Here is a 22,503-nt window from a genome sequence, read left to right as displayed (position 1 = left end):
AAGCAAGGCCAGCATGACTGGAAATAAAGGAAACCTGCTGCCGGTGTACGTTCTGGCCGACGAGTCGGGCTCGATGAGACCGCACATCGATGAGCTGAATCGTGGGCTGGCCTCGCTGCATGAGGCGCTGCTCGGCGAGCCGATGGCAGCGGCGAAGGTGCGGTTCTCCATTCTTGGATTCGCCGACGACGTGCAGGAACGGCTGCGTCTGGCGGACCTGCGCCGAGAGAACGAACTGCCCGCACTTTTTGCCCGCGGGCGCACCAGTTACCGGTCTGCCTTCTCGGCCCTCCGGCAGCGCATCCCACACGACGTGGCGTCGCTCAAGGCTGAGGGGTGGGCGGTGCACCGGCCTGCGGTGTTCTTCCTCAGCGATGGACAGCCGACCGACGAGTGGCGCGACGTCTACGGGCAGCTTGTCGACCGTGCCGTCACGCCGGGCGCGCCCAACATCATCGCCTGCGGCATCGGCCACGCGCGGGCCGAGACCATCGTCGAGGTAGCCACCCAACCCGAGTACGGCTTCGTGGCCAAGGCGGGAGTCGATCTCGGTGCGGCGATCGCGCAGTTCTGCACGGCCCTGACGAAGAGCATCGTCGAGTCCGGGCGATCGCTCGGTTCGGCCCAGCCGGAGCTGGTGGTGCAGCAGCCCGAGGGGTTCCGGATGGCCATCGATGTGGTTTGACAAGCGGAGAGGCAAGGACTCGACAGCGCGTGATCCGAAGGGCCAGCACCGCAGGGCACCAGATGACCCGGCGCCGACCGATGCGCCTTCCACCGGCTACGAAACGCGGTTTTCGGCCTCCGCGCCGGTGCCGGCGGACAATCGCGAATATCCACGACCAACCGATGTCCGAGCGATCCCGCTGGCGCGGACGAAACCGCCGCAGCGGGCGGGAGGCAAGTCCCGCCGACCCTCTCCGTGGCCGCCCGGGCTGCCGTCGTGGGGGGCCGATGTCATTGGTACGCCCGTGCACGATTTCGAGCCCGCTCCCGCCAACGCCGCCTCGTATCGGCCGGACACCTTGGCCGACGGCTGGGCCACTGACCGATTCACCATCCGGCTGGCCTCGGTCCGCGGCTACGCCCACCGGTACCGTGGCGTTCCGCGCCAGGATGACGCTGCGGTGATCAGCCACGAACGGACAGGTGCGGTGGTGTTCGCAATCTCGGACGGCGTCTCGTCGGCACAGTTCTCCCACATCGGCGCGACGGCGGCCTGCCGGGCCGCGATCAACACCATCGTCGGGGACCTGGACAAGCCGGGTGGCGAGGTCGACTGGAACAACGTCGTGGAGCAAAGCGCTTGGCAGCTCACCGAGCAGGCACGTGTAGTGCTGGGACTGGATGAGCCTGATCCCGGTCGCGCGGAGAAGGCGTTGGCGTGCACGTTGGTGGCCGGCGTGGTGCGTCCGACGTCGGATGGCGATCTGGCTTCCCTGATTCAGGTCGGTGACTCCGCCGCTTGGCTGCTGTGCGGCGACGCCTACCGGCCGCTTCTGGGCGGCAAGAACCGCAACGGTGACGGGATCTGCACCTCCGAGGTGATCGGCCTGCCCCGCACACCGCGAGTGACCTCGCGCGAGGAACTGCTCATGCCGGGCGAGGTGCTGCTGGTGGGTACCGACGGCTTCGGCGATCCACTCGGTGACGGAACGGGTGCGGTCGGCCGCTATTTCGCGGATCGGCTGGCGGTGCCACAGCCCCCACTCGATTTTGCTCGCTACCTCGACTTCTCCCGGGACACGTTCGATGACGACCGGACCCTGCTGGCGCTGTGGCCACGGCCGGGAGCGCTGCGATGACCGACCTTGAGCTGCCGGCCTGCTACGACCGCGGCAAGCTGGAAACGCTGACGGAGTTGGGCAAGGGCGGTCAGGGCCGGGTCTGGGCCGTACGCGACGACATCCGGATCAACAAGGAATGGGTGGTGGCGTACAAGGAGTACGACGTCGGAGTGCTGTCCGGGCTGAACGTCGACCAGTTGCGGCGGATGGTGGCGTTCGTGCCCAGCCTTCCTGCCGAGACCGGGCGTTGGCTCTGCGAGCAGACCGCGTGGCCCGCCCTTGTCGTGTGCGAGGCCAGCCGGGTCCGAGGGTTCCTGATGCGTCGGATCCCGCCCGACTTCGAGCTCCATCTGCCGCCACAAAACGGCATCAGCCGGATCAAGCCGGCTGGCCTGCAGTTCCTGCTCAATCCCGACGATTACCTGGACAAGATCAAGGTATCGGTTGACGACCGGCAACGGTTGCTGCTGCTGGCTGCGCTCGCCGAGACCCTTGATCGGCTACACCAACTCGCGATTGTCGTCGGCGATCTTTCGCCCAACAATCTGCTCTTCCAGTTCGGCGTTGAGCCGCGCTGCTTCTTCATCGACTGCGACGCGATGCGGCTCAGCGGTTGCTCGGTGCTGCGGCAGACGGAGACACCGGACTGGGAGGTGCCCGCCGGTGAGGAGCTGGCGACGACGCGGTCGGACGCGTACAAGTTCGGCCTACTCGCCATCCGACTCTTCGCCCGAGATCAGATCAGCCGCGACCCCGACGTCCTCGCCCCTGTCTCGGCCGAGCTTGCCGGGCTGGCCCGGCGAAGCCTGAGCAAGGACCCATGGGCGCGGCCTGGGCCAGCGGAATGGCTGCCAGAGCTACGCGCCGCCGTGATGCGGTGCGACGCTGACCCGCCGATGGGTGGGTCGCATCGTGTTTTTTTGACACCGGCATCGAAACCGGCCAACGCCGGCGACAAGAAGTCCGAGGGCTTCAGCAGGCCGAAGTCAGCCGCACCGCCACAGTCCAACTCGAATGAGTGGACGGTATGGAATGTTCTTGCCCTGGTGGTGTTTGTGGCACTGCTGATATGGGGCTGTGTGGCCTTGGCGCGGTCCGATGGTTCCGACGAGGCAGCCAACTCGGCGGCCACGCCGCCGACGGCGTATCTGGACAGTGTTGTCGGACAGTCTCCCTCGGTGCACATCGAGCAGCCGAGAGTCGGGATCGTGCGCTACGACCGGGTCGTCGACCATCCGGAGGGCCGGGACGTCGCGGTGATGCTGGCTCGCTGGTTCGAGGCGATCAACGATCGGGACTGGGACACCGCCCTGGCCAGCTACGACCCGGCCGGGGTGGTCGACCCCACCGACCCGAAGCATCGAGCTGGCTACATCAAGGGATTGTCCACCACGATGGACAGCGACGCCACGTTGCGAGCGGTGTCCGGTGCCGGCACCCGAACATCGGCGGAGCTGACGTTCATCAGCCGGCAGGCGGTCGGGTACGGACCGAAGCGCGACCCCGATGAGACATGCACCCGATGGCACCTCACCCTCCGACTGTCCTACTCCGACACGTACGGGTACCGGATACTCCGTCCCCTGGACGCAAACAGCTCGCCCTGCTGACTCCCTTCGGCCAGCGCCCCTACACTGGCATCGCTGGCCGGGAGGGGGCGAGGCAATGGGTTCCGGTCATCCCAAAGCGCCATTCTGGTATGCACTCACCGATCACCACCGTACGGAGCTGCTTCGAATCGGCAAGCGTCAAGACTTCGCGCCGGAGGAAGTGATTGTCCGAGAGCGTGATCCGACTGCCTTCGCAGTTGTGCTGCTGGACGGTTGCGTCAAGGTCTCGACCGTCGGCGTGCGCGGCTACCAGGCGATTCTCGGCATCCGCAACGCGGGTGACCTAGTGGGAGAGCAGGCCGGTGTGGATGGTGGCCGCCGGTCGGCCACTCTTTCCGCGCTGACCCGAGTCGAGGCGTTGATCCTTCCGGCGGAACAGTTCCGGGTATTTCTCCGGTCACATCCGAACGCCGCCGAGATTCTGCATCGGACCGTGTCGGGGCGGTTGCGTGAGGCGGACAGGTACCGAGCCGCGGTCGGCTCGCGCACACCGGAGCAGCGGCTTGCGGATCTGCTGGTGCACCTCGGCCGGCGGTACGGCAGCCGGGCCGACGACGGTGTCCTGATCGAGTTGCCGCTGTCGCAGGAGGATTTCGCCGGGCTGGTGCTGACCTCGCAGCGGACTCTCGGCCGGGTACTCGAACAGTGGCGTACCCGAGGGCTGGTGGTCACCGGCCGGCGCAGCATGTTGGTGCGATCCCTCACTGGCCTGCGCGAGCTGGCTGGCGCGGAGTCAGATGGTGAGGTGTGAGACGGTCGGGTGGCCGTAGCTTTCCGCGATCGGATTCCACAGCTTCGCGATTCGCTTTTTGGCGGCTCGGGCCGCCGCCGACTCGGAATCGCCGCGCGCGCGGTCCTTGCCGCGCATGGCAGGGGACCGGCAGCCAGCCGACGAGACAGCCGACGTCCAGCGCTGGTAGGCGTCATCGGCTTCCTTCGAGTGGCGGAAGGCCAAGATCATTTGCTCGGTGAGTTCCGCGCCGTTCGGCAACTGATCGGTGCGTAACGTCCGCGCCCGATCCAGCGCCGCCTGCCGTCCATCGGCGGCGCGACCGAGGGCGTCGGCGGCCGCTGGCAGTTTTCGGCAGGCGATGGTGTTCTCGATCGCCGACACCACCCGCTTACGGTCCCGGCCGGAGACGGCGAGCAGGTCCGCGACCTGTTTCGCCTGCTCGGCCGGGGAGGTGTTGACGCTCGTCGTATCGGTCCTGCCCATGTCGCGCCACCAGGTGGCCACCGACGAAAGGTTCGGCACCCCGAACAGCAGCACTGCGGCGACCACCACCGGCAGCATCAGCCGGCGCACCCGCCGCCGTGCCCCGACCGCCGGGCTGCGGGGGCTGGCGGGGGCGGTGCCGCTGACCTTGGCCGGAACTGCCGTCACCGGTCGGGTCTGCGCAGCCGGTGCCGCTGGCGACCGGGGGGCGGCGGCGGTTGCATGTCGAGCGGCGAGCGATGCCGCTGCCAGCGTTCTGCGCCACTGGGCCAGGCTGGGTCGCTCTGTTGGCGCGGTGGCGAGCGTCTGCGCCGCCAACTCGTGGATCGCCGCATCGATCGAACGCAGGATCGTGGCATCCCGTACGGTCTGGTCACCGGCGAACAGCCGGATGCACAGCAAAGCGAACTTGTAGGAGTCGCTGTATGTGGTGCCGATCGGTTCGCCAGCAGACGGTGCCTGCCAGTCCTGAGTCTCGATCTGCGGCAGGATGCTGCGCCCACCCACCCGCATCGCATCACAGTCGATGAAGTAGCAGCGTGGCCGGCTGGTGGTGCTGAACAACAGATTGTTGGGGGAGAGGTCGCCGACCACCACGTCCAACTCGTGCAGGTCGGCCATGGTCTGTGCGATGTCACGCAGCAGCTCGAGCCGCAGCTGATCGTCGACCGGGAGCCGCCGGTCCGAAAGGTACGACGGGTCGTTGAGCAGCAGCTGCACCTGGGCCAACCGCTGCTGGTAATTCCTGACCATCCAGATCCGCACATGAAAATCCGGCGGAGCCAGCGGCATCAGAAAACCCGCGACCTGCCCCGCCCGCTCTACGATCGCGGTGGGCCAGGCCATGCGGGTACGCAGCGCGGCTGCCTGCCGGTCGGGCAGCCCGGCCGGAAACGCCACCATCGCCGCAAGCGCCGCAACGTCGAGCTTGTCGCGGACCTCGACGGCGTACTCCTTGTACACCGAGGTGCCGTCTGCGAGCGCCCACACCGTGCCCTGGCCGCCGGAGCCTAGTTTGGACATCGCGCCGAGCTGCTCGACTGCGACCCGGTCGAATGTTCCCATCCGGTCCGTCACCCGCCGAGTACGGCAGCCATCGCAGCCAGCAGCGTCGCGACCAGTGCTCCGGCGAGAAACCACAGGCTCCAGCGCACGCAGGCATACTTGCGCCGAGCCACCATGCTGTTCGCCCACACCTGCGCACCCAGCTCTTGGTTCAGCCGGTCGGTGTCGCGCAGCACTGCGGTGAGCTCCGCGACGTACTCGTCCTGCTGACGTGTGAAGCGGCTGCCGACGTGTTCGAAGTGCAGCAGCGAGGTGTGCTGCCCGTTTGCGATGACCAGTCTGGGCATCACGGCTGCGAGGTCGAAGCCCACGCTGAGGGCCAGAAAGCCCACCGCGAGAATGAGGGTGGCGGCGGGTACCGGATGCTCGCTGAGGAAACCCTCGCTTTGCACCCGGACGGCGATGAGGCCGATCAACAGGCCGTTGAGCGTGAGAATCAGACCCGCCTTCGCGTCCGCGTACCGCACCATCTCGTTGATCTGGGCGAGCTGCTTCCAGGAGTCATCAATCGGCATGAGTGGACGCTAGCCAGACTGCGCAGAAGACGACAGGCCATCTGGCAGACACCCGGACCATCGGCGACTCGCAATGAAGGCGGGGCGCTGGGGTCGGCTCCCGTGGCCGACCTCAGCGTCCCGCCGCTGGCGGATCAGTACCGCAGCTTGTGCAGGTAGCGGTAGCCGACCTCGGCCGTGCGCTGGGGCGTCACGTCGGGGGTGTCGTTCTCGACGATGTACTCCAGCACCGAGTGCTTCCGGAAGATCCGGCCGAAATCGATCATGCCGGTACCCAGGTCGGCCATGTCGCCGTCGGCCGCGTGCCGGTCCTTCACGTGGTACTGAAGGGTCCGCTGCGGCGCGCGGCGGATGACGTCCAGGGTGAAGCCCTCGGGGTCGGCCACACCGTCACCGGATTGGATGCCGCCGGTCACCGCCCAGTAGATGTCGATCTCCAGGTGGACCAGCTTGGGATCGAGTTCCCTGGTCAGGACGTCCCAGGGGCGCTGGCCACGCCCCAGGTCGATCGTGAATTCGTGGGCGTGGTTGTGGTAGCCGTAGCGCAGACCGGTCCGGGCCGCCGCGGCGGCCTCGGTGTTCATCTGCTCCGCCCAGCGCTTCCAGTCGTCGGCGTTCTCCGAGTACAGGTACGGCACCACCATGAACTTCTGGCCCAGCGTCACCGCGTTCTTGATCTTCTCGCGCAGCGCGGCGGGGGTGTCGCTGATCCCGTCGTGGCTGGAACTGGCCTTGATGCCGATGCCGTCCAGGAAGCGGCGCAGCTGAGCGGCGCTGCGCCCGAAATAGCCCAGCGCCAGCTCCACCTTCGGGTAGCCGATCCGGGCGAGGTGCCGCAGCGTGGCGTCGTACCCTGGCTCGCCGTTCAGCGCGTCGCGGACCGTCCAGAGCTGGATGCTGACCAGCCCCGGGGGAACTCGCCGCCGGCCGGTGTGCTGGTGGCCGTGATCGTGGCCGTGGCCGTGCCGGTGGCCGCCGGCCACCGCGGCGCTCGCGCCGATCCCCGACGAGGCGAGCCCGACGCCGGCGGCAACCGCCAGCGAACCGCGCAGCAGACCCCGCCGATCGGCGACGGACCGCCGTAACGCGGCCATCCCGTCGTAGCCGTAACACATGATGACTCCTCTCCTGGGTCTACCGGCTCGGCACGAGCACGACCTCGTCCGTCCCGGTCAGGGCGGGCAGGCCGTCGCCACCGGGGTCGGTGTAGGACGCGACGAACACGGCGAACAGGTTGTCGGTCGCCGGGTCGTGACCGGACGGCACGGTGGTGAGGATCGAGCCGGTGCAGCCGTTGGCGGTGGTCTGCGGGTGGCCGTGGTCGTCGTGGCCGAGGATGTAGGTCAGGCTGACCCGGGCGCAGTCCACCGGCTGGTCGTCGGTGACCTGAACCTCGTACCGGACGGTGTCGCCGAAGCGGAACGGCTGACCGGCCACCGGCGCGACCAGTTCGACCACCGGCGCGGCGTTGCCGACCACGACCCGCACCGACACCGAGGCCGACCGTCCCCGTTGGTCGGTGACCTTGAGCGTCGCCTCGTAGATGCCGTTCTTGCGGTACGTGAAGGTCGGGTTCGCCGCCCGCGAGTCGACCCGGTTGTCGTCGTCGAGGTACCACTCGTACCGGAGGCGGTCACCGTCCGGGTCGGTGGTGCCGGCGCTGGAGAACTTGACGGTCAGCGGCGCGAGCCCGTTGGTCACCGTGGCCGAGACCTGGGGCACGGGGCTGTGGTTGCCGTCCCAGCCGATGTGGTCGATCCGGGCCAGCTGCGCCTCCGGGTTCTCGCTGAAGAAGCCGTCGCCGTACTCGAGCACGTAGAGTGCGCCGTCCGGGCCGAACTCCAGGTCCATCGGGTTGTCGAAGACGACCGAGGGGAGCACCGACTCGATCCGGCTCACCTTGCCCTGCTTGTCCAGCTGGAAGGCCTTGACGTAGTCGCGGGTCCACTCGTAGAACAGCGGCTTGCCGTCGTAGTGCGCCGGCCACCCCACCGGGTTACGGCCCAGGGTGGTGGCCCGGTCGAAGTGGTACGCCGGGCCGGCCATCGGGCCGATGCCGCCGGTGCCCACCTCCGGGAACTGCGCGGAGGGGCCGTAGCCGTACCAGACCTCCGGCTGCTGCACGGCGGGCAGCTTGCGCAGCCCGGTGTTGTGCGGCGAATCGTTCACGGGCGCGGCGCAGTTGAACTTCTTCCCGGACTGCCCGGTGGCGAAGTCGTAGTCGACGTACGGCTGATCCGGGGTGACGCAGTACGGCCAGCCGTGGTTGCCGGGCTGGCGGGCGACGAACCACTTGCCCTGCCCGGCCGGGCCGCGCTGCGGGTCGGGCTGGCCCGCGTCCGGTGAGTAGTCACCGACGTACAGCTCATTGGTCTTGCGGTTGACTTCGATCCGGAACGGGTTGCGTACGCCCATCAGGTAGATCTCCGGGCGGGTGTTCTTCGTCCCCTTCTTGAACAGGTTGCCGCTCGGGATGCTGTAGCCGCCCTTGGCCCCCACCTTGATCCGCAGGATCTTGCCGCGCAGGTCGTTGGTGTTGGCCGAGCTGCGCTGCGCGTCGTACGCCGGGTTGCGGCCTTGGCGCTCGTCGATGGGGGCGTAGCCGCCGGACTCGAACGGGTTGGTGTCGTCGCCGGTGGAGAGGTACAGGTTGCCCTTGGCGTCGAAGACGATGTCGCCGCCGACGTGGCAGCAGATGCCCCGGTCGACCGGCACGTCGATGATCTGCTGCTCGGTGCGCAGATCCAGCTTGTCCTTGACGAGGCGGAACCGGGACAGCCGGATCACCCCGCGGAAGGGCGCGAAGTCCGCCTCGGTGCCCCAGGCCGGCGCGTCGCCCTCGTTGACGTCCGGGGTGGACGGATCATCGACCGGGGTGTTCATCGGCGGCGAGTAGTACAGGTAGACCCAGTTGTTCCCGCCCTTGCCGAAGCCGGGGTCGATCGCGACGTTCTGCAGGCCCTCCTCGTCGTGCTGGTACACGTCGAGCGTGCCGGCGATGGTGTTGCGGCCGGTGGCGGGGTCGTGCAACCAGACGTCACCGGCGCGGGTCACGTGCAGCACCCGCCGGTCGGGCAGCACGGCGAGGTCCATCGGTTCGCCCGGACGGTCGTTGAGGGTGACCTTCTGGAAGTTCGCTTCGGGGGGAGGGCTGGTCGGGGCTGCGGCGGCCGTCGGGTTGGCGGGCGCGGCCATCGAGGTGGCGGGCGGGGCGACGAGCGCGATGGTCGTCAGGCCCGCCACGGCGAGCGCGAGTCGTCTCTTCAACTGCCTCTCCTGCTACTGAGGACTGGTCGGGGCAGGTCGGGGACGGTTACGGTCGGGGTCCTCCTTCGTGGGGTGATCGGGCTGAAGCTAACAAAGCGTATGCCGATGTGTCTATGGCTTTCGGCTCGGCTGGCTGAAACTTTCCGCCGAGGTAGCGAAAGCCAGCTCACCGCCTCGCCGCGGCCCTCGCCGCCCCGACGGCAGGCCGCGGCGAGTCGGAGCACCTCCTGAGGGTGAACTCTTCGCAAACCCCGCGCCCGTGTCTCATCCCGGCCTAACCTCCAAGCGGGCGGCAGGCGACGTGGGGGGCCAGCGTGCAGGAGTATCCGGATATCGAGGACCATGGGCTTATTGGCGATCTTCAGACCGCCGCCCTGGTCACTCGCGACGGCATGGTGGACTGGTTCTGCGCGCCGCGTTTTGATTCGCCCAGCATCTTCGCCGCGCTGTTGGACCGGCAGCGGGGCGGGTACCTCCGCATCTCGCCCGACGGCATCGACTACCAGAGAAAGCAGCTCTACCTGCCCGACACACCGATCCTGATCACTCGGTTCATCAGCCCCGACGGTGTCGCGGAGATCATCGACTTCATGCCGATCGCTGGCGACCAGGCAACCGATCAGCACCGCCTGGTGCGAATCATCAACGTGGTCCGGGGCAGTATGCCGTTCCGGTTGGAATGCCGGCCCCGATTCAACTACGGCCGCGACCGCCACGAGCTGGAGCGGTATCCCGACGGTGCCGTCTTCCGCAGCCCCACCATGGCACTCACCATCCATCCGGTCTACCGGAAGCGGCGGATCCAGCAGCAGGATATCCGTGAGGAGGACGGCGACCTGGTCGCGTACACCACCCTGCACGAGGGCGACAAGGGCGGGATGGTCCTGGAGACGGGCCCAACCCAAGGCCCTCGGGTGTACGACATCGACGAGGTCCAGGCATTGTTCGAGCAGACCCTCGACTACTGGCGCCGCTGGATCGGCCGCTCCAAATACCGGGGGCGGTGGCGGGAGATGGTCGAACGCTCGGCGATCACCCTCAAACTCATGACGTACGCGCCGACCGGCGCCCTGATCGCCGCTCCGACCGCCAGCCTCCCCGAGTCGGTCGGTGGCACCAGGAACTGGGACTACCGCTTCGCCTGGATCCGCGACGGGGCCTTCTCGGTACACGCTCTGCTGGGGCTCGGCTTCACCGAGGAGGCCGACCGGTACATGGACTGGATCGCCGCCCGCATCTGCGAGGCGGGCGAGAACAGCGTCCCGTTGAAGATCATGTACCGCGTCGACGGCTCATCCGACCTTCCCGAAGAGGTTCTCGACCACTTTGAGGGCTACCGGGGTTCCGCTCCCGTGCGCATCGGCAACGGCGCGGCCGAGCAGTCGCAGCTGGACATTCAAGGCGAGGCGCTGTACGCGATGCACCTTGCCGGTGATTACGGCATCCGCACCTTTCACCAGACCTGGGAGAGCACCGTCAAAGTCGTCGACTGGCTGTGCCGCAACTGGGACCAGCCCGACGCGGGCATCTGGGAAAGCCGCAGCCATCCCCGCGACTACACCTTCAGCCGCGTCATGTCCTGGGTTGCTCTCGACAGGGCCGTCCGTCTCGCCGCGGAGACCGGCCGCCCAGGCGACACCGCCTGGTGGATCCAGCAGCGGAACGCCATCTACAACCAGGTCATGGAGCGCGGCTACCACCGCGGCCGGCGTTCCTTCGTCCAGAGCTATGGCGAGGAGCACCTCGACGCCGCGCTGCTCATCCTGCCGGCCGTCGGCTTCGTGGCGCCCTATGACCCGCTGTGGCTGTCCACGCTTCGCGCGATCGACGAGACCCTGGTCTCCGACAGCCTCGTCTACCGCTACGACCCGACCGCCACCCCGGACGGGCTACCCGGAGACGAAGGCACCTTCAACATGTGCACTTTCTGGTACGCCGAAGCCCTCGCCCGCTCCGGGCGCGTCGATGAAGCTCGCGTCACCCTCGAAAAGATGTTCACCTTCAGCAGCCACCTCGGCCTCTACGCAGAAGAAATCGCTCCCACCGGCAAACAGATCGGCAACTTCCCCCAGGCCCTCAGCCACCTCTCCCTCATCAACGCCGCAATAACCGTCAACGACCTGCTGCAACACCCAAGCCCTTACGCGCCGCGGCAAGTCTGAGTCACCGAAGAACGAGGGTGGCCACGGGGCATGGCATTATGCGGGTGATGTCGGTGCCCTGACCCGGAGGGGGGAGGAGTATGACAACCCCACCTCCGCCCCCGCGAGTGTCCCGGCCAGTCATGTACCAGGAATGGAGATCGCTCACCTTCCTGCACTGGCGCTACCGCCCGGAAACCGTCCAGGCGCTGCTGCCGCCTGGCCTGGAAGTGGAGACCTGGGACGGCTCCGCCTGGGTCGGCCTGGTGCCGTTTCTCATGCGGGACGTACGGCCACCGCTGGTGCCCGCCGCGCCGTGGCTGTCGGAGTTTCCCGAGACCAACGTCCGTACGTACGTGCGAGACCAGCGCGGGCGAAGCGGCATCTGGTTCTTCTCCCTGGACGCGGCCCGCCTGCCGGCCGTGCTCGCCGCCAGGGCCACGTACGGGCTGCCGTACTTCTGGTCGAGGATGCGGGTCCACGCCAACGGCGACCGGCTCGATTACCGGTCCCGGCGTCGTTGGCCGGGGCCACGCGGCGCGCGCTGCGACGCCGAGGTCCGGATCGGCGCCGCCCTGAGCGGGGTCGAAGTGGACCCACTGGTCCACTTTCTGACCGCGCGGTATCGGCTTTTCTCGGTGTTCGCTGGACAGATCGTCGCCGCCGAGGCCGAGCACCCGCCCTGGCTCCTGCACCACGCCGAACCGTTGCGGCTGGACGAGAACCTGCTCGCCGTCGGCGGACTTCCGCCTCCCCGGGGCGACGTTCTCGCCCACGCCTCGCCCGGCGTGCGGGTGCGGGTAGGCAGGTGGCACCGGTAGCCGCTCGCCACGCGGACGGAGGGGGCCGCTCTCGCTCACCGGCGTCCGGCGGCGCGCAGGTGCACGACCAGGATCTCCGTCGGGATGCCCAGTACCCCGGCCAGCAGCGTCAACGGCTCCGGATGGCCGTCGGCGTTCAGGTCCTCGTAGATCCCCAACAGGCCGCGTAGCCGGGTGTCGGCGTCCTCTGGCCGCGCCGGCAGCTCGGCCAACCGCGCCTGCACGTACCGGCGCGTCACGATCCGGTCCGGGACGACCTCCCCGCTTCGCCACGGGATGAGATGCGACTGCATCAGGTGCCTCCTTCCTGGGTTGATAGCGGCTATTGGTAAGAGCGCCGCGAGGGACGATTTCGTACCAGAATCCGGAGGGAAGGTCAGAAAAAAATTTGAGCGAGCCGTGCAGCCAAGGGCCGGGGGTGTGCCGCGCTCACCGGCGCCCGGCGGCGCGCAGGTGCAGGACCAGGATCTCCGCCGGGATGCCCAGCACCCCGGCCAGCAGCGTCAACGGCTCGGGATGGCCGTCGGCGTTCAGTTCCTCGTAGATCTCCAGCAGTCCGCGCAGCCGGGCGTCGGCGTCTCCCGGCCCCGCCGGGAGCTCGGCCAGCCGCGTCTGCACGTACCGGCGGGTCATGGCCTGGTCCGCGACGGCGTCCTCGTCGCCCGGGCGGGGGTTTCGTTCGTTTATCTCGGGCTCCGGTGGGTCAGTTGAGGGAGACGGTGACGCCGCCGGAGAACGGCGAGTCGTGCAGCTCGAGCTTGGTGAGCTTGACGTCCTTGGGGATGTCGAAGACGACCACACCGGTGACCTGGTTGCCGGGGTTGATGTCGTTGAGGAACGTCTCGGCGTTCTCGTTGGCGTAGATGGCCGCCGCGCCGTCGGCGGAGTACTCGGTGCCGTCGGCCGCGTACGCCTTCTGGCTGCTGCCGTCGAACATCTGCGACTTCTTGCCGATGTTCTTGACCTTGACGGTGACCAGGCAGAACTGGCCCTGCGCCTTGGCGCCGAGCAGGTCGCTGCCGACCTTCTTCACGCCGCACTTGCTCGACTTGACGGTGAACTCGAACTTGCCGTCGCGGGCCGGGTCGCCGATCTTCGCCGTCTTCGCGGCCTTTTCCTTGCCCTTGCCGTCGCCGTCGGTCGCGCTGTCGCTGGTCGCGCTGTCGCCGGCGGTGCTGCCGATCTCGTCGGTGGCTCCGGCGCCGCAGCCGAGGGCGACAAGGGCGGTGGCGAGCAGGGCGATCGTCGTGGTCTTGCGCATCGTTGTCCTCCTGATGTGAACGTGGCGGCGTCAATGAGAGCATCATCTGTGAATGGTGTCAACGGACATGATGCTTGACAGGTGTGACACACTCCGAACGTGCAGGAGACACCGACCATCACGGCGGCGGAGATCGCCCGGCTCGCCGGGGTCGGCCGGGCCGCGGTCAGCAACTGGCGCAAACGGCACCCCGACTTCCCCGCGCCGGTGGGCGGCACAGCGGCCAGCCCCGAGTTCGACCTGACCCAGGTCGAGCAGTGGCTACGCGCCCAGGGCAAGCTCCCCGAGCTGGGCACCGCCGACCGGCTCTGGCGCCGCCTCGCGCCGTCCAGCGACTCCCCGGCCGCCGGCCTCGCCGCCGTCGGCGCGCTGCTGCTGGCCCGGCAACGCGGTCAACGCCCCCGCCGCCCGGCCGAACCTCACCTGGCGCCACTGCTGCCCGACCTCGACGCGCTCGCCGACGAACTCGGCCCGCAGGGCGCGTTCGACGAGTTGTGGCAACGCTTCTCCGCCCCCGGCCCAGGCCGCCCCTTCGCCACCCCCGACGACCTCGCCGACCTGATGGTCGGGCTGGCCGGCGTCGGCGGCGGCGCCGTGCTGGACCCGGCCGCCGGCTCCGGCGCCCTGCTGCGCGCCGCCGTGCGCGCCGGCTGCACCTCGGCGTACGGGCAGGAACTCGACGGGGACCTGGCCCGGCTCGCCGGACTCTGGCTGGCCCTGCGCGAGGTGCCCGGCGAGGTGAGCCCCGGCGACTCGCTGCGCGTCGACGAGTTCAGCGGCCGCACCTTCGACGCCGTGCTCTGCCACCCGCCGTTCGGCGCCACCAACTGGGGCGACGACGAACTCGGCCACGATCCACGATGGATCGTGGGCAGCACTCCGCGTACCGAACCGGAGTTGGCCTGGGTCCAGCACGCCCTGGCCCACCTGCGGGTCGGTGGGCACGCCGTACTCCTGATGCCACCCACGGTGGCCAGCCGCCGCGCCGGCCGGCGGATCCGCGCCGAGCTGCTGCGCCGTGGCGCGTTACGTGCGGTGATCGCGCTACCGGCGGGGGTGGCCGCGCCGCACGGCGTACCCCTGCATCTGTGGGTGCTGCGGCGGCCCGCGCCCGACGCACCACCACCGGCGCGGACGCTGCTGGTCGACGCCGCCGCCGGCGACCTGGCCGCTACCGCCCCGCGCGTGCTCGCCGCCTGGTGGAGCTTCAGCGCCGATGCCGACGTCGACCAGGCCGGCTTCGCCCGCGCGATGCCGACCATCGAACTGTTGGACGAGGAGGTCGACCTCACCCCCGCGCGCCGGCAACCCGCCGTCGCGGGCGAGGCCACCGGAGAGCAGGTGGTACGCACCAGAGAGCGGCTGGCCGCCGTCGTCGGCGACCTGCCGGCGCTGATGCCCCGGGTCACGCCCGCGCCCGACGGGCCGGACGGGGAGTTCCTGACGGTGGGGGAGCTGGTCCGCTCCGGCGCGCTGCACCTGCTCGGCCCGATCCGCGCCGCAGCACCCGAGAGCGTCGGGCCGGTCGCGGGCGGGCCGCCGGTGCTGACCGTGCAGGACGTGCTCGACGGGGAACCACCCTCCGGCCACGACGACGGCCGGCTCGGCCAGCAGATTCCGCTCGCCGTCGGTGACGTGGTGGTCCCGATGGTCGCCCGGCAGCTCACCGCCCGGGTGGTCACCGCCGAGGGTGCCCTGCTGGGGCGCAACCTCTACCTGCTGCGCCCCAACCCGGCGGCGCTGGATCCGTGGTTCCTGGCCGGGCAGCTGCGCACCTCGACCAACGAGAAGCAGGCGTCGAGCCTGTCCGGCACGTTGCGCTTCGACGTCCGCCGCGCTCAGGTACGCCGGCTGCCGCCAGACGAGCAGCGGGTGTACGGTGCGGCGTTCCAGCGGCTGGACACGTTCGAGTCAGCGGTCCGACAGGCGGCGCTGCTCGGCGCGGAACTGGTGCAGCTCACCGCCGAAGGCCTGGCCCGGGGATCACTACGACCCGACGGGGACTCGCGCTGAGCTACCAGCTAGTCTTCGCACCGAAGCCCGGTCTCGCCGGGCCCAGCATCGAAGCAATGACTCGCGCCATCGAGCCGCTCTCGCCGGAGCTCAAGCAACCCTGGGTGTCGTCCCCAGCACCACACCGTCCACGGTAGAGCCGGTAACCTTGCCGACAAAGATGTGCCGTACGTGGTTCGCGTTCGGCATGCTGTTGGCAGGGCGAGGAGGGCGGCTTGGCCTTGGGCGCGTCTGCCGCTCGCAGGAGACATCAGACCTCGGGGGAATCGTGCGGCTTCTGGTGACGGTATGCGGCGATGAGAGTGGCGCGGCCGAAGTCGCTGCGGACCTCGGGAAGTGGCTGACGGACGTGCCGCAGTTGAGGGGACGCATCGAGCGCGCGCAACGGGACGAGGTCCCGTCCGGGGTCATGGGGTCGACGGCCGACGCGCTGCTGGCGGTGCTGGAGCCCGGCGGAGTCGCCGCAGTCTTCGCAGGAGCCCTGGTGGCCTGGGTGCAGACCCGTCGCAGCAACTACACGATCAGTGTGACTCGGCCTGACGGCACTCAGATCACCCTCTCCTCTCGCCAGGCCCGCGCGTTGAGCCCGCAGGAGGCAGCCGACCTCGCCGAGCGCTTGGTCCGCCCGCCGCAGGACGACGAGAAGTCACCGGAATCCCGGACGACGTGACGGGTGGTCTCGCGGCCCCGGGCACCCGAGCGGTCCTGTACGGCACCGGGGGCCACGTCCGCAGGTCGGAACTGCCCGATCTGCCGTCCGTCGACACGACACTCGACGATCTGCGTGACACGCTGATCGAAGTGTGCGGTATGGCTCCCGACCATGTCGTGCGCGTACCGGCTAACGCCCACGCCGTCGAGGTGATCAACGCGGTCGAGGAGGCGGCAGCCGCGGGTGACGGACCTGTACTCTTCTACTACGCCGGGCACGGCCTGCTCGGTCCGCGCGATGACCTCTACCTCGCCACCCGGGCCAGCCGGTCCACCCGGCACGTCGCGCAGTCAATTCCGTATCGCACCATCCGTGATCTCCTGGGCGAAACGCGCAACGGCAGCCTGGTCGTTCTCGACTGCTGCTTTTCCGGCCGCGCGGTCGCTCCGCTCGCGGCGGGCGGAGTACGCGGGCCCTTCGCCTCCTCGCGGCCCCCGGGCAGCTTCCTGCTCACATCGGCCTCGCACTACGCGCTGTCGTTCGCCCCGGAGGGCGAACGACATACCCTGTTCACCGGACGGCTGCTCCGACTCCTCAACGCCGGTGACCCGGCCGGACCACTGTGGCTGACCGCCGACCGACTACACGCCGCTCTTGACGCGGAGTTCGCTGACGACGGGCGTGTCAGTCCCGCCAGACAGAGCGAAGGCACACTGGGATCGGTCGTGCTCGCGCGCAACCGCGCCTACCCGGCCGGTCTGACCGACGAGAAGAGCGAAGGGCCGGCCGACCTGCCGTGCCCATACCCGGGTATGCAGCCCTACCGCACCGAGGATAGTGCGCACTTCTTCGGACGGGAGGAGGTCACCTCGCGCCTCTTCGAGATGATCGAGGACGCGCCGGACGGTGCCCCGGTGGTGCTGGTCGGCGCCTCCGGGGCAGGCAAGTCCTCCGTGCTGCGGGCCGGCCTGCTCGCCGGGCTCGATGCCCGTGCCTCCAGGCTCGGGCCCGCGCTGCTGGTTCCGGCGCCCGGACCGCATCCGATGCGCACCCTGGCCGAGGCGTGGGCGCGGGCCACCGGGCGGGACACGCACGAGGTGCAGGCCGTACTGGAACGCGGGTGTTTCCCGGCGCCACGGAATGAGCGGCCCGCCTGCGGGCTACTGGTAATCGATCAGTTCGAGGAGATATTCACCCGCTGTCAGACACCCGACGAACGTTCCGCCTTCCTCTCCCTGATCACCCAGAACAGATCCGGCTCCCGGCCCCGTGTCGTCCTCGCCCTACGCGCCGACCACTACGGAAGCTGTCTGGAACACCCCGAGCTCGAAAGTGCGCTGGCACTGGCTCAACTCACCGTCCCCCCGCTGCGCGAACGGGAACTGCGCGTCGCCGTTGAGGGCCCGGCGGCAGCCGTCGGACTGACCGTCGAGCGGGGGTTGACCGACCTGCTGCTGCACGATCTGCGGTCGGGGCGCGACGCCCACGACGCGGCGGCACTGCCCTTCCTGGCCCATGCGTTGCGGGAGACATGGCGCGGCCGTATCGGGGCCAGGCTCACCCTGGCCGGATACCAGGCCACGGGCGGCATCTGGCGTTCGGTGGCCACTACGACCCAGCACTGCTACGACGCGTTGGACGGCGACGCACGGGCGATGATGCGGGAGTTGCTGCTGCGACTGGTCCATCTCCCCCCGGGCGGCGGACCCGCCGTCATACGGCACCGGGTCCCGGTCACCACCCTGCCTGCCGGGTCTAGCGGAATCCGCGAACAGCTGGCAGACAGACGCCTGTTGACGGCCGACCGAGACACGGTACAGATCGCGCACGAGGCGCTACTGCGGGCGTGGCCGCTGCAGCGGTGGATCGAGGAGGACTCCGCCGACCTGCTGCTGCGGCAGCAGTTGAGCGCCGCAGCCGAGGAGTGGGACACTGCGGGCCGCGACGCCGCCTTCCTCTACCGAGGAAGCCGGCTTCAGGCGGCCGCCGAAATCGCCGAGCAGTCAGAACTGCCCGCGAAGGAACGAGATTTCCTCGTGGCCGGGCAGGCTGCGGAGACGAGCGAACTGCGTCGCGAGCAGCGCCGGACCAAGACACTGAAACGAGCGCTGGCCGCAGTAGCCGTCGCTCTGTGTCTCACGATCGTCGCAGCCGTCACCGCCGTGCGGCAACAGCGCAACGCCGAGGCGCAACAGCGGGTCGTCACCGCTCGCTCGCTCCTGACCGAGGCCGGCAGCCTCGCTTCGACCGACCCCCGCACCGCACTGCGGCTCAGCCTCGCCGCGCATACTCTGCGCCCTAGCGCGGACACCCGCCGAGTGCTCTACGAAACCCTGGCAGGCACCGCGTTCCGCGGCATCTCCAAGCTGCCTGCGGCGCTGACCGATCCGGTGCTCGACGCCGGTGGGCGGATGCTAGCCGCAGCGAGCGGTGAGGAGCTGGCACTCTGGGACATCAGCCGCTCGACCGTTCCTCACACCGCAGCGGCACGGGTGCCCTGTCCCTCGAAGGCCGGGGTGAGTAGCAGCGTAGCCTTCGGGGGACCCGACGATCGGATGCTCGTAGCCACATGCGGTGAAGACGAGGTGCGACTGTGGGACCTCGCGGGCCTGTCGCGGGATGGGCCGGCGCGTCATGTGGCGACACTGCGGACGGACAATGGCGGCGAACAGCCCGACAGACCGGCGTCCGTCGCCGTGAGCCCTGACGGAGCCATAGTGGCGGCCACCGGCTGGTCCCAGGCCATCGGGCCCGGCGTGCTCACCCTGTGGGACGTCCGGAGCCCGGCCGGCCCCCGGAGGCTCTCCGTTGTCGAGGCACCGAGTGACCTCAACTTGGTGCAGCGCGACCTGGTCGTGTTCAGCCCGGACGGCCGCCTGCTGGTCACCGCAGACAACTACGGGGACCTGCGTCCGTGGGACCTGTCGAATCCCCGTAAACCCCGGCCCGGCGGCTTGGTGAAGGACGCCGGCGGGGAATTGGCATTCAGCCCGGACGGCGAACTGCTGGCGGCGAGCGATGAACGCGTGGTCAAACTGATTGACCTACGCTCGACCCGGGATCCGAAGGTCCTCGACGAGGCGACAGCTCACGCGGATCTCGTCGCCTCCCTCGACTTCTCCTCAGACGGCCGGCACCTGGCCAGCGGAAGCTGGGACAACAGCGTCATCTTGTGGAATGTCGCCGACCCGCGTGAGATGACTGCGGAGGCTCGGCTGACCGGGCACACGTCGTTCGTGTATGCCGCAAGGTTCAGCGCAGACGGCCGCTCGCTGGTCTCGGTGGCCTTCGATGAGCTCATCCGCTGGGACATGACCGACGTTGACCAGTCGAAGCTCCTGGACGTGATACCGAACGCGCACCTTTTGGCGCTCGCGCCGGACCGCACGACCCTCGCCGTCGCTATACGCGAGTGGATCGGCCTGTGGGATCTGTCCGATCCTGCCAAGCCACGCTTGCTCGCCAAGGTGGAAAACCCTGTCGAGGACGAGTTCCCCACCGTCGATGGCCGTACCGTCATCGGCTTGAGTGATAGCATCTCCGATGTCGCCTTCAGCTCCGATGGCACTCTGCTCGCGACAGTGAACCACGGCGGTACGGTCACTCTCTGGGACGTTTCCGACCGGGCTCGTCCACAGATTAAAGGCTCGTTGATCGGCGATGACCAGTCCATTTGGACCATGCTGGCCTTCGCCCCCAATGCGCCGCTGCTCGCCGTAAACGAGGTGGAACAGGTGCGGGTCTGGGATGTGTCCAACCCTGCTCTGCCTGTCCTCACCGCATCTTATGACGAATCCGAATTCCCTGCGGTTGACATCACCTTCGCCCCGGACGGCCGTAGGCTTCTGCTCGCGGGCGCGAGGCTCTTGCTCTGGGACTTTGCCTCCGGAAAGGAAACCCTCCTCTCCGGCGACCACTCCTACTCGCGCACGCAGGTGGCGTTTTCCCCAAGTGGCAGCACGGTCGCGGCCACCACTGCTGTTGTCGGAACCAAAGCAGACGGTGGTGTGGACCTGTGGGACGCGGATCACGCCGGGAGCGCACGCTTGCAGGGTGAGATCGAGCCGGTCGGGGGCGACATGCCACAGTTCAAGCGACTCGCTTACCATCCCGAAGGCGAGCTGCTGGCGGGTGCGGGAGTGGACGGCACGGTGCGACTGTGGAGCGTTGCCGACCCAGGTCGGCCGCATTCCGCGCTCACGTTCGGCCGTTTCAGTGCGGCAGTCAACGACGTGGTGCTAGGCGGCCCGCAGGGACGGACGATGATCCTATCCAGCGGGGGATCTGCCTATGTCGTGGACATCGGCGACCATCCCGAGATCGCGACCGACACCGTTGGCATGGCCTGCCGGGTGGCGGGCGGTGGCCTCACCCGCGAGCAGTGGGCCGACCACGTCCCGACCGCTGATTTCGTGGAGACCTGTCCATATCCGTCCGGAGACTAAAGTCGCCGTGCCCGTCGCATTCGCGGACCATGATGCCGGATCTGGCGTCATTCCAATACTGGCCGCTGTCCGCGATGAAATGCTCCGCACCGCAACTGTGACAGATGCGCTTCGCTGCGTGCTCCTCGAGATCACCACGAACGCCGAAGACATGTCCGCCGCACGCCGCGCACCTGCACAGTCTTACCTCGTGCACGTCGTACCGCTCAGCACCTTGCGTCATTGCATAGTACGCTCACAGTTACGAGCATGGGTGCCGATGGTGCGGACCCAACCGCTGTGGCACCATTCGTCGCATGACCTCGCCACGAAAGGGCTATGCCGCGTAGGAAGCCCAAATTCCTCAGGCAGGAGCGCTGGAAACCTGCTCGCGGTTATCCGGTTCGCCGCGTCCGGGGGGTATCGGCGTTGACTCGCGTTGCGGTGCGGCGAGTGGAGGCCGCGCACTACTGGCCCAATGCGATTGCCGACGCGTTGGAGAGGTACAGGTCGCTGCTTCGGCAACCTGGCCGATACCTTGACGGCCAAAGCGCCAGCAGCCCCGGCCTGGAGCCAGAAGACGCCCGCGACTTGCTCGAAGACGTTCTGCGACAGCTGTCACGTGGGGCGCGCAAGGATCTGGAACGGGTGATCTTCCCGCTTGATGACGACTTCAAGCGCCGAACGTTGCCTGCCTTGTGGTGGACCGACTGGGCGGCAGGTCGATGGTGGTACCAGCGCGCAAGGGAGCTTTGACGGGCTGCCCGAGAATTCGAACCTCCCTCTTGGATGGGAGACGAATCCCCTCGGGCGGGGAGGCGTCATGGCGCCCGAATCGGCGATCTTGGTGGCATGAGTGTTCACGGCGGCCCTGGTGGGCGTACAGATCGGTTCCGCGATGGGCAGTGGCGGCGGCCTGGGCAACGCTGTGGTGCATATGCCCTTGCGCAACCGATAAAAGGACATTTATGGCAATCGTCGCGCCACCCGTCACTTCCCCTGACCTGCCGACGCGCACGGCGACCACGACGCCGCGTTGGGCCCGCTGGGCGGCGCACACGGCGGCCCTGGTTGCGGTGCCGTCAGGCTTGTGGCGGATCGGTTTGGCACTGGGATTCCCGCTCGGCTACACCGAGCAGGGACTGCGCTACCTGGTCGGTCCTACCGCATGGGGACCGCTGTACCTGATCGCGCTCAGCGTGTTGACCGAGGCGGCAGCCATGCTCACTCTGGGCCTCGTACAACCTTGGGGCGAAGTCGTGCCACGGTGGGTTCCGCTGATCGGTGGCCGGGCCATCCCGCCGCTTGCCGCCATCGTGCCGGCCTGGCTGGGCGTAGCGGGACTCACCATGTTGTGGACGCCGATCGTGTTCTGGTGGGCAATACCTCACCCCGACCTGGACCACGGCATGATCCGGGGCGGCCAGCCGACCAGCGGTGGTGGCGTGGGATTGTGATGTACCGAGTGGCGGCTGCCCGGGTGCGCCACCCCGGCAGACCCGCAACCGCCGCCAGCGTTTCGCCATCGACGTCCGCAGCGCTGCGTCGCAAGTCGTCACGTAGGTCCCCGCATGCGCCGCCTGCTTTTGCCAGCACCTCCGGCTCAGGGCTGTTGCGTAGTCGCTTGAGGGCGGGTTGAGCTGGAAGTTTGGGTGGGATCGGGGTCCATGTAGGACGGGTGCGGCCCGTAGGTGATCATCGAGTTGCTGAGACACCATGATCCCGAGAAGG

The 22,503-nt window shown here is 68.5% G+C and carries 17 protein-coding genes; 10 read left to right on the top strand and 7 right to left on the bottom strand.

What is annotated here, in order from left to right; genetic code table 11:
- Positions 1-43: 43 nt before the first annotated feature.
- The 4 genes from IEY61_RS28145 to IEY61_RS28130 are packed head-to-tail and all read left to right on the top strand — an operon-like array spanning position 44 to position 4,148.
- Positions 44-685: a vWA domain-containing protein gene (locus IEY61_RS28145; protein ID WP_229706515.1), complete on the top strand. Its 642-nt coding sequence runs from the start codon at positions 44-46 to the stop codon at positions 683-685.
- Positions 675-1,805, top strand: a complete 1,131-nt coding sequence (locus IEY61_RS28140) for a protein phosphatase 2C domain-containing protein (protein WP_189049743.1) — start codon at positions 675-677, stop codon at positions 1,803-1,805. Before IEY61_RS28145 ends, IEY61_RS28140 begins: the two co-directional genes overlap by 11 nt.
- Positions 1,802-3,397 carry a protein kinase family protein gene (locus tag IEY61_RS28135; protein ID WP_189049741.1) on the top strand — a complete coding sequence of 532 codons (1,596 nt, stop codon included), beginning with the start codon at positions 1,802-1,804 and terminating at the stop codon, positions 3,395-3,397. The genes IEY61_RS28140 and IEY61_RS28135 overlap by 4 nt, the downstream gene beginning before the upstream one ends.
- Positions 3,294-4,148, top strand: a complete 855-nt coding sequence (locus IEY61_RS28130; protein ID WP_308424599.1) for a Crp/Fnr family transcriptional regulator — start codon at positions 3,294-3,296, stop codon at positions 4,146-4,148. Before IEY61_RS28135 ends, IEY61_RS28130 begins: the two co-directional genes overlap by 104 nt.
- Here IEY61_RS28130 and IEY61_RS28125 read toward each other — a convergent pair.
- From IEY61_RS28125 to IEY61_RS28110, 4 genes are all read right to left on the bottom strand, one after another.
- Positions 4,131-5,678, bottom strand: coding sequence for a hypothetical protein (locus IEY61_RS28125; RefSeq protein ID WP_189049737.1), 1,548 nt, complete (start codon positions 5,676-5,678; stop codon positions 4,131-4,133). The genes IEY61_RS28130 and IEY61_RS28125 overlap by 18 nt on opposite strands.
- Before the next feature lie 8 nt (positions 5,679-5,686).
- Positions 5,687-6,193: a Pycsar system effector family protein gene (locus tag IEY61_RS28120; RefSeq protein WP_189049736.1), complete on the bottom strand. Its 507-nt coding sequence runs from the start codon at positions 6,191-6,193 to the stop codon at positions 5,687-5,689.
- 134 nt (positions 6,194-6,327) lie between these two features.
- Positions 6,328-7,308 (bottom strand): sugar phosphate isomerase/epimerase family protein, encoded by a 981-nt coding sequence (locus tag IEY61_RS28115; RefSeq protein WP_189049734.1) that lies wholly within the window; start codon positions 7,306-7,308, stop codon positions 6,328-6,330.
- Positions 7,309-7,327: 19 nt separating this feature from the next.
- On the bottom strand, positions 7,328-9,460 hold the full coding sequence (locus tag IEY61_RS28110; protein ID WP_229706513.1) for a PQQ-dependent sugar dehydrogenase: 2,133 nt from the start codon (positions 9,458-9,460) through the stop codon (positions 7,328-7,330).
- 314 nt (positions 9,461-9,774) lie between these two features.
- Between IEY61_RS28110 and IEY61_RS28105 the strand changes: the two genes are divergently transcribed.
- Complete coding sequence (locus tag IEY61_RS28105) at positions 9,775-11,622, top strand: glycoside hydrolase family 15 protein (protein WP_189049732.1); 1,848 nt, start codon at positions 9,775-9,777, stop codon at positions 11,620-11,622.
- A gap of 122 nt (positions 11,623-11,744) precedes the next feature.
- The gene (locus IEY61_RS28100) at positions 11,745-12,422 is read left to right on the top strand and encodes a YqjF family protein (protein ID WP_229706512.1); all 678 of its coding nucleotides are present in this window, start codon (positions 11,745-11,747) and stop codon (positions 12,420-12,422) included.
- Between the two features lie 35 nt (positions 12,423-12,457).
- Here the strand turns inward: IEY61_RS28100 and IEY61_RS28095 are convergent, their stop codons facing one another.
- The 3 genes from IEY61_RS28095 to IEY61_RS28085 form a co-directional block, all read right to left on the bottom strand.
- Complete coding sequence (locus IEY61_RS28095) at positions 12,458-12,715, bottom strand: hypothetical protein (RefSeq protein WP_189049728.1); 258 nt, start codon at positions 12,713-12,715, stop codon at positions 12,458-12,460.
- Between the two features lie 136 nt (positions 12,716-12,851).
- Positions 12,852-13,055, bottom strand: a complete 204-nt coding sequence (locus tag IEY61_RS28090; protein WP_189049726.1) for a hypothetical protein — start codon at positions 13,053-13,055, stop codon at positions 12,852-12,854.
- Between the two features lie 70 nt (positions 13,056-13,125).
- The gene (locus IEY61_RS28085) at positions 13,126-13,683 is read right to left on the bottom strand and encodes a DUF4352 domain-containing protein (RefSeq protein ID WP_189049724.1); all 558 of its coding nucleotides are present in this window, start codon (positions 13,681-13,683) and stop codon (positions 13,126-13,128) included.
- Between the two features lie 99 nt (positions 13,684-13,782).
- On the opposite strand from IEY61_RS28085, the gene IEY61_RS28080 reads away from it, so the two are divergent.
- The 4 genes from IEY61_RS28080 (at position 13,783) to IEY61_RS28065 (ending at position 22,229) form a co-directional block, all read left to right on the top strand.
- A complete protein-coding gene (locus IEY61_RS28080) occupies positions 13,783-15,696 on the top strand; it encodes an N-6 DNA methylase (protein WP_189049723.1) in 1,914 nt (637 codons plus the stop codon).
- A gap of 160 nt (positions 15,697-15,856) precedes the next feature.
- Positions 15,857-16,366 (top strand): effector-associated constant component EACC1, encoded by a 510-nt coding sequence (locus IEY61_RS31900; protein WP_308424598.1) that lies wholly within the window; start codon positions 15,857-15,859, stop codon positions 16,364-16,366.
- Positions 16,363-20,793 carry a caspase, EACC1-associated type gene (locus IEY61_RS28070; protein ID WP_189049719.1) on the top strand — a complete coding sequence of 1,477 codons (4,431 nt, stop codon included), beginning with the start codon at positions 16,363-16,365 and terminating at the stop codon, positions 20,791-20,793. The genes IEY61_RS31900 and IEY61_RS28070 overlap by 4 nt, the downstream gene beginning before the upstream one ends.
- A 1,082-nt stretch (positions 20,794-21,875) precedes the next feature.
- A complete protein-coding gene (locus IEY61_RS28065; protein ID WP_189049717.1) occupies positions 21,876-22,229 on the top strand; it encodes a hypothetical protein in 354 nt (117 codons plus the stop codon).
- Positions 22,230-22,503: the final 274 nt, after the last annotated feature.

Source organism: Micromonospora sonchi, from assembly GCF_014646235.1.
In the GTDB taxonomy this organism is placed as follows: domain Bacteria; phylum Actinomycetota; class Actinomycetes; order Mycobacteriales; family Micromonosporaceae; genus Micromonospora; species Micromonospora sonchi.
The sequence above is the reverse complement of the archived record's forward strand: the minus strand, read 5'-3'. Positions and strand labels throughout refer to the sequence as shown.

Excerpts from the sequence above, each read along its gene's own strand:
- IEY61_RS28095 (WP_189049728.1), bottom strand. The coding sequence starts at position 12,715 with ATGCAGTCGCATCTCATCCCGTGGCGAAGCGGGGAGGTCGTCCCGGAC.
- IEY61_RS31900 (WP_308424598.1), top strand. The coding sequence starts at position 15,857 with ATGTGCCGTACGTGGTTCGCGTTCGGCATGCTGTTGGCAGGGCGAGGA.
- IEY61_RS28115 (WP_189049734.1), bottom strand. The coding sequence starts at position 7,308 with ATGTGTTACGGCTACGACGGGATGGCCGCGTTACGGCGGTCCGTCGCC.
- IEY61_RS28140 (WP_189049743.1), top strand. The coding sequence starts at position 675 with ATGTGGTTTGACAAGCGGAGAGGCAAGGACTCGACAGCGCGTGATCCG.
- IEY61_RS28100 (WP_229706512.1), top strand. The coding sequence starts at position 11,745 with ATGTACCAGGAATGGAGATCGCTCACCTTCCTGCACTGGCGCTACCGC.
- IEY61_RS28130 (WP_308424599.1), top strand. The coding sequence starts at position 3,294 with ATGAGACATGCACCCGATGGCACCTCACCCTCCGACTGTCCTACTCCG.
- IEY61_RS28135 (WP_189049741.1), top strand. The coding sequence starts at position 1,802 with ATGACCGACCTTGAGCTGCCGGCCTGCTACGACCGCGGCAAGCTGGAA.
- IEY61_RS28125 (WP_189049737.1), bottom strand. The coding sequence starts at position 5,678 with ATGGGAACATTCGACCGGGTCGCAGTCGAGCAGCTCGGCGCGATGTCC.
- IEY61_RS28090 (WP_189049726.1), bottom strand. The coding sequence starts at position 13,055 with ATGACCCGCCGGTACGTGCAGACGCGGCTGGCCGAGCTCCCGGCGGGG.
- IEY61_RS28085 (WP_189049724.1), bottom strand. The coding sequence starts at position 13,683 with ATGCGCAAGACCACGACGATCGCCCTGCTCGCCACCGCCCTTGTCGCC.
- IEY61_RS28120 (WP_189049736.1), bottom strand. The coding sequence starts at position 6,193 with ATGCCGATTGATGACTCCTGGAAGCAGCTCGCCCAGATCAACGAGATG.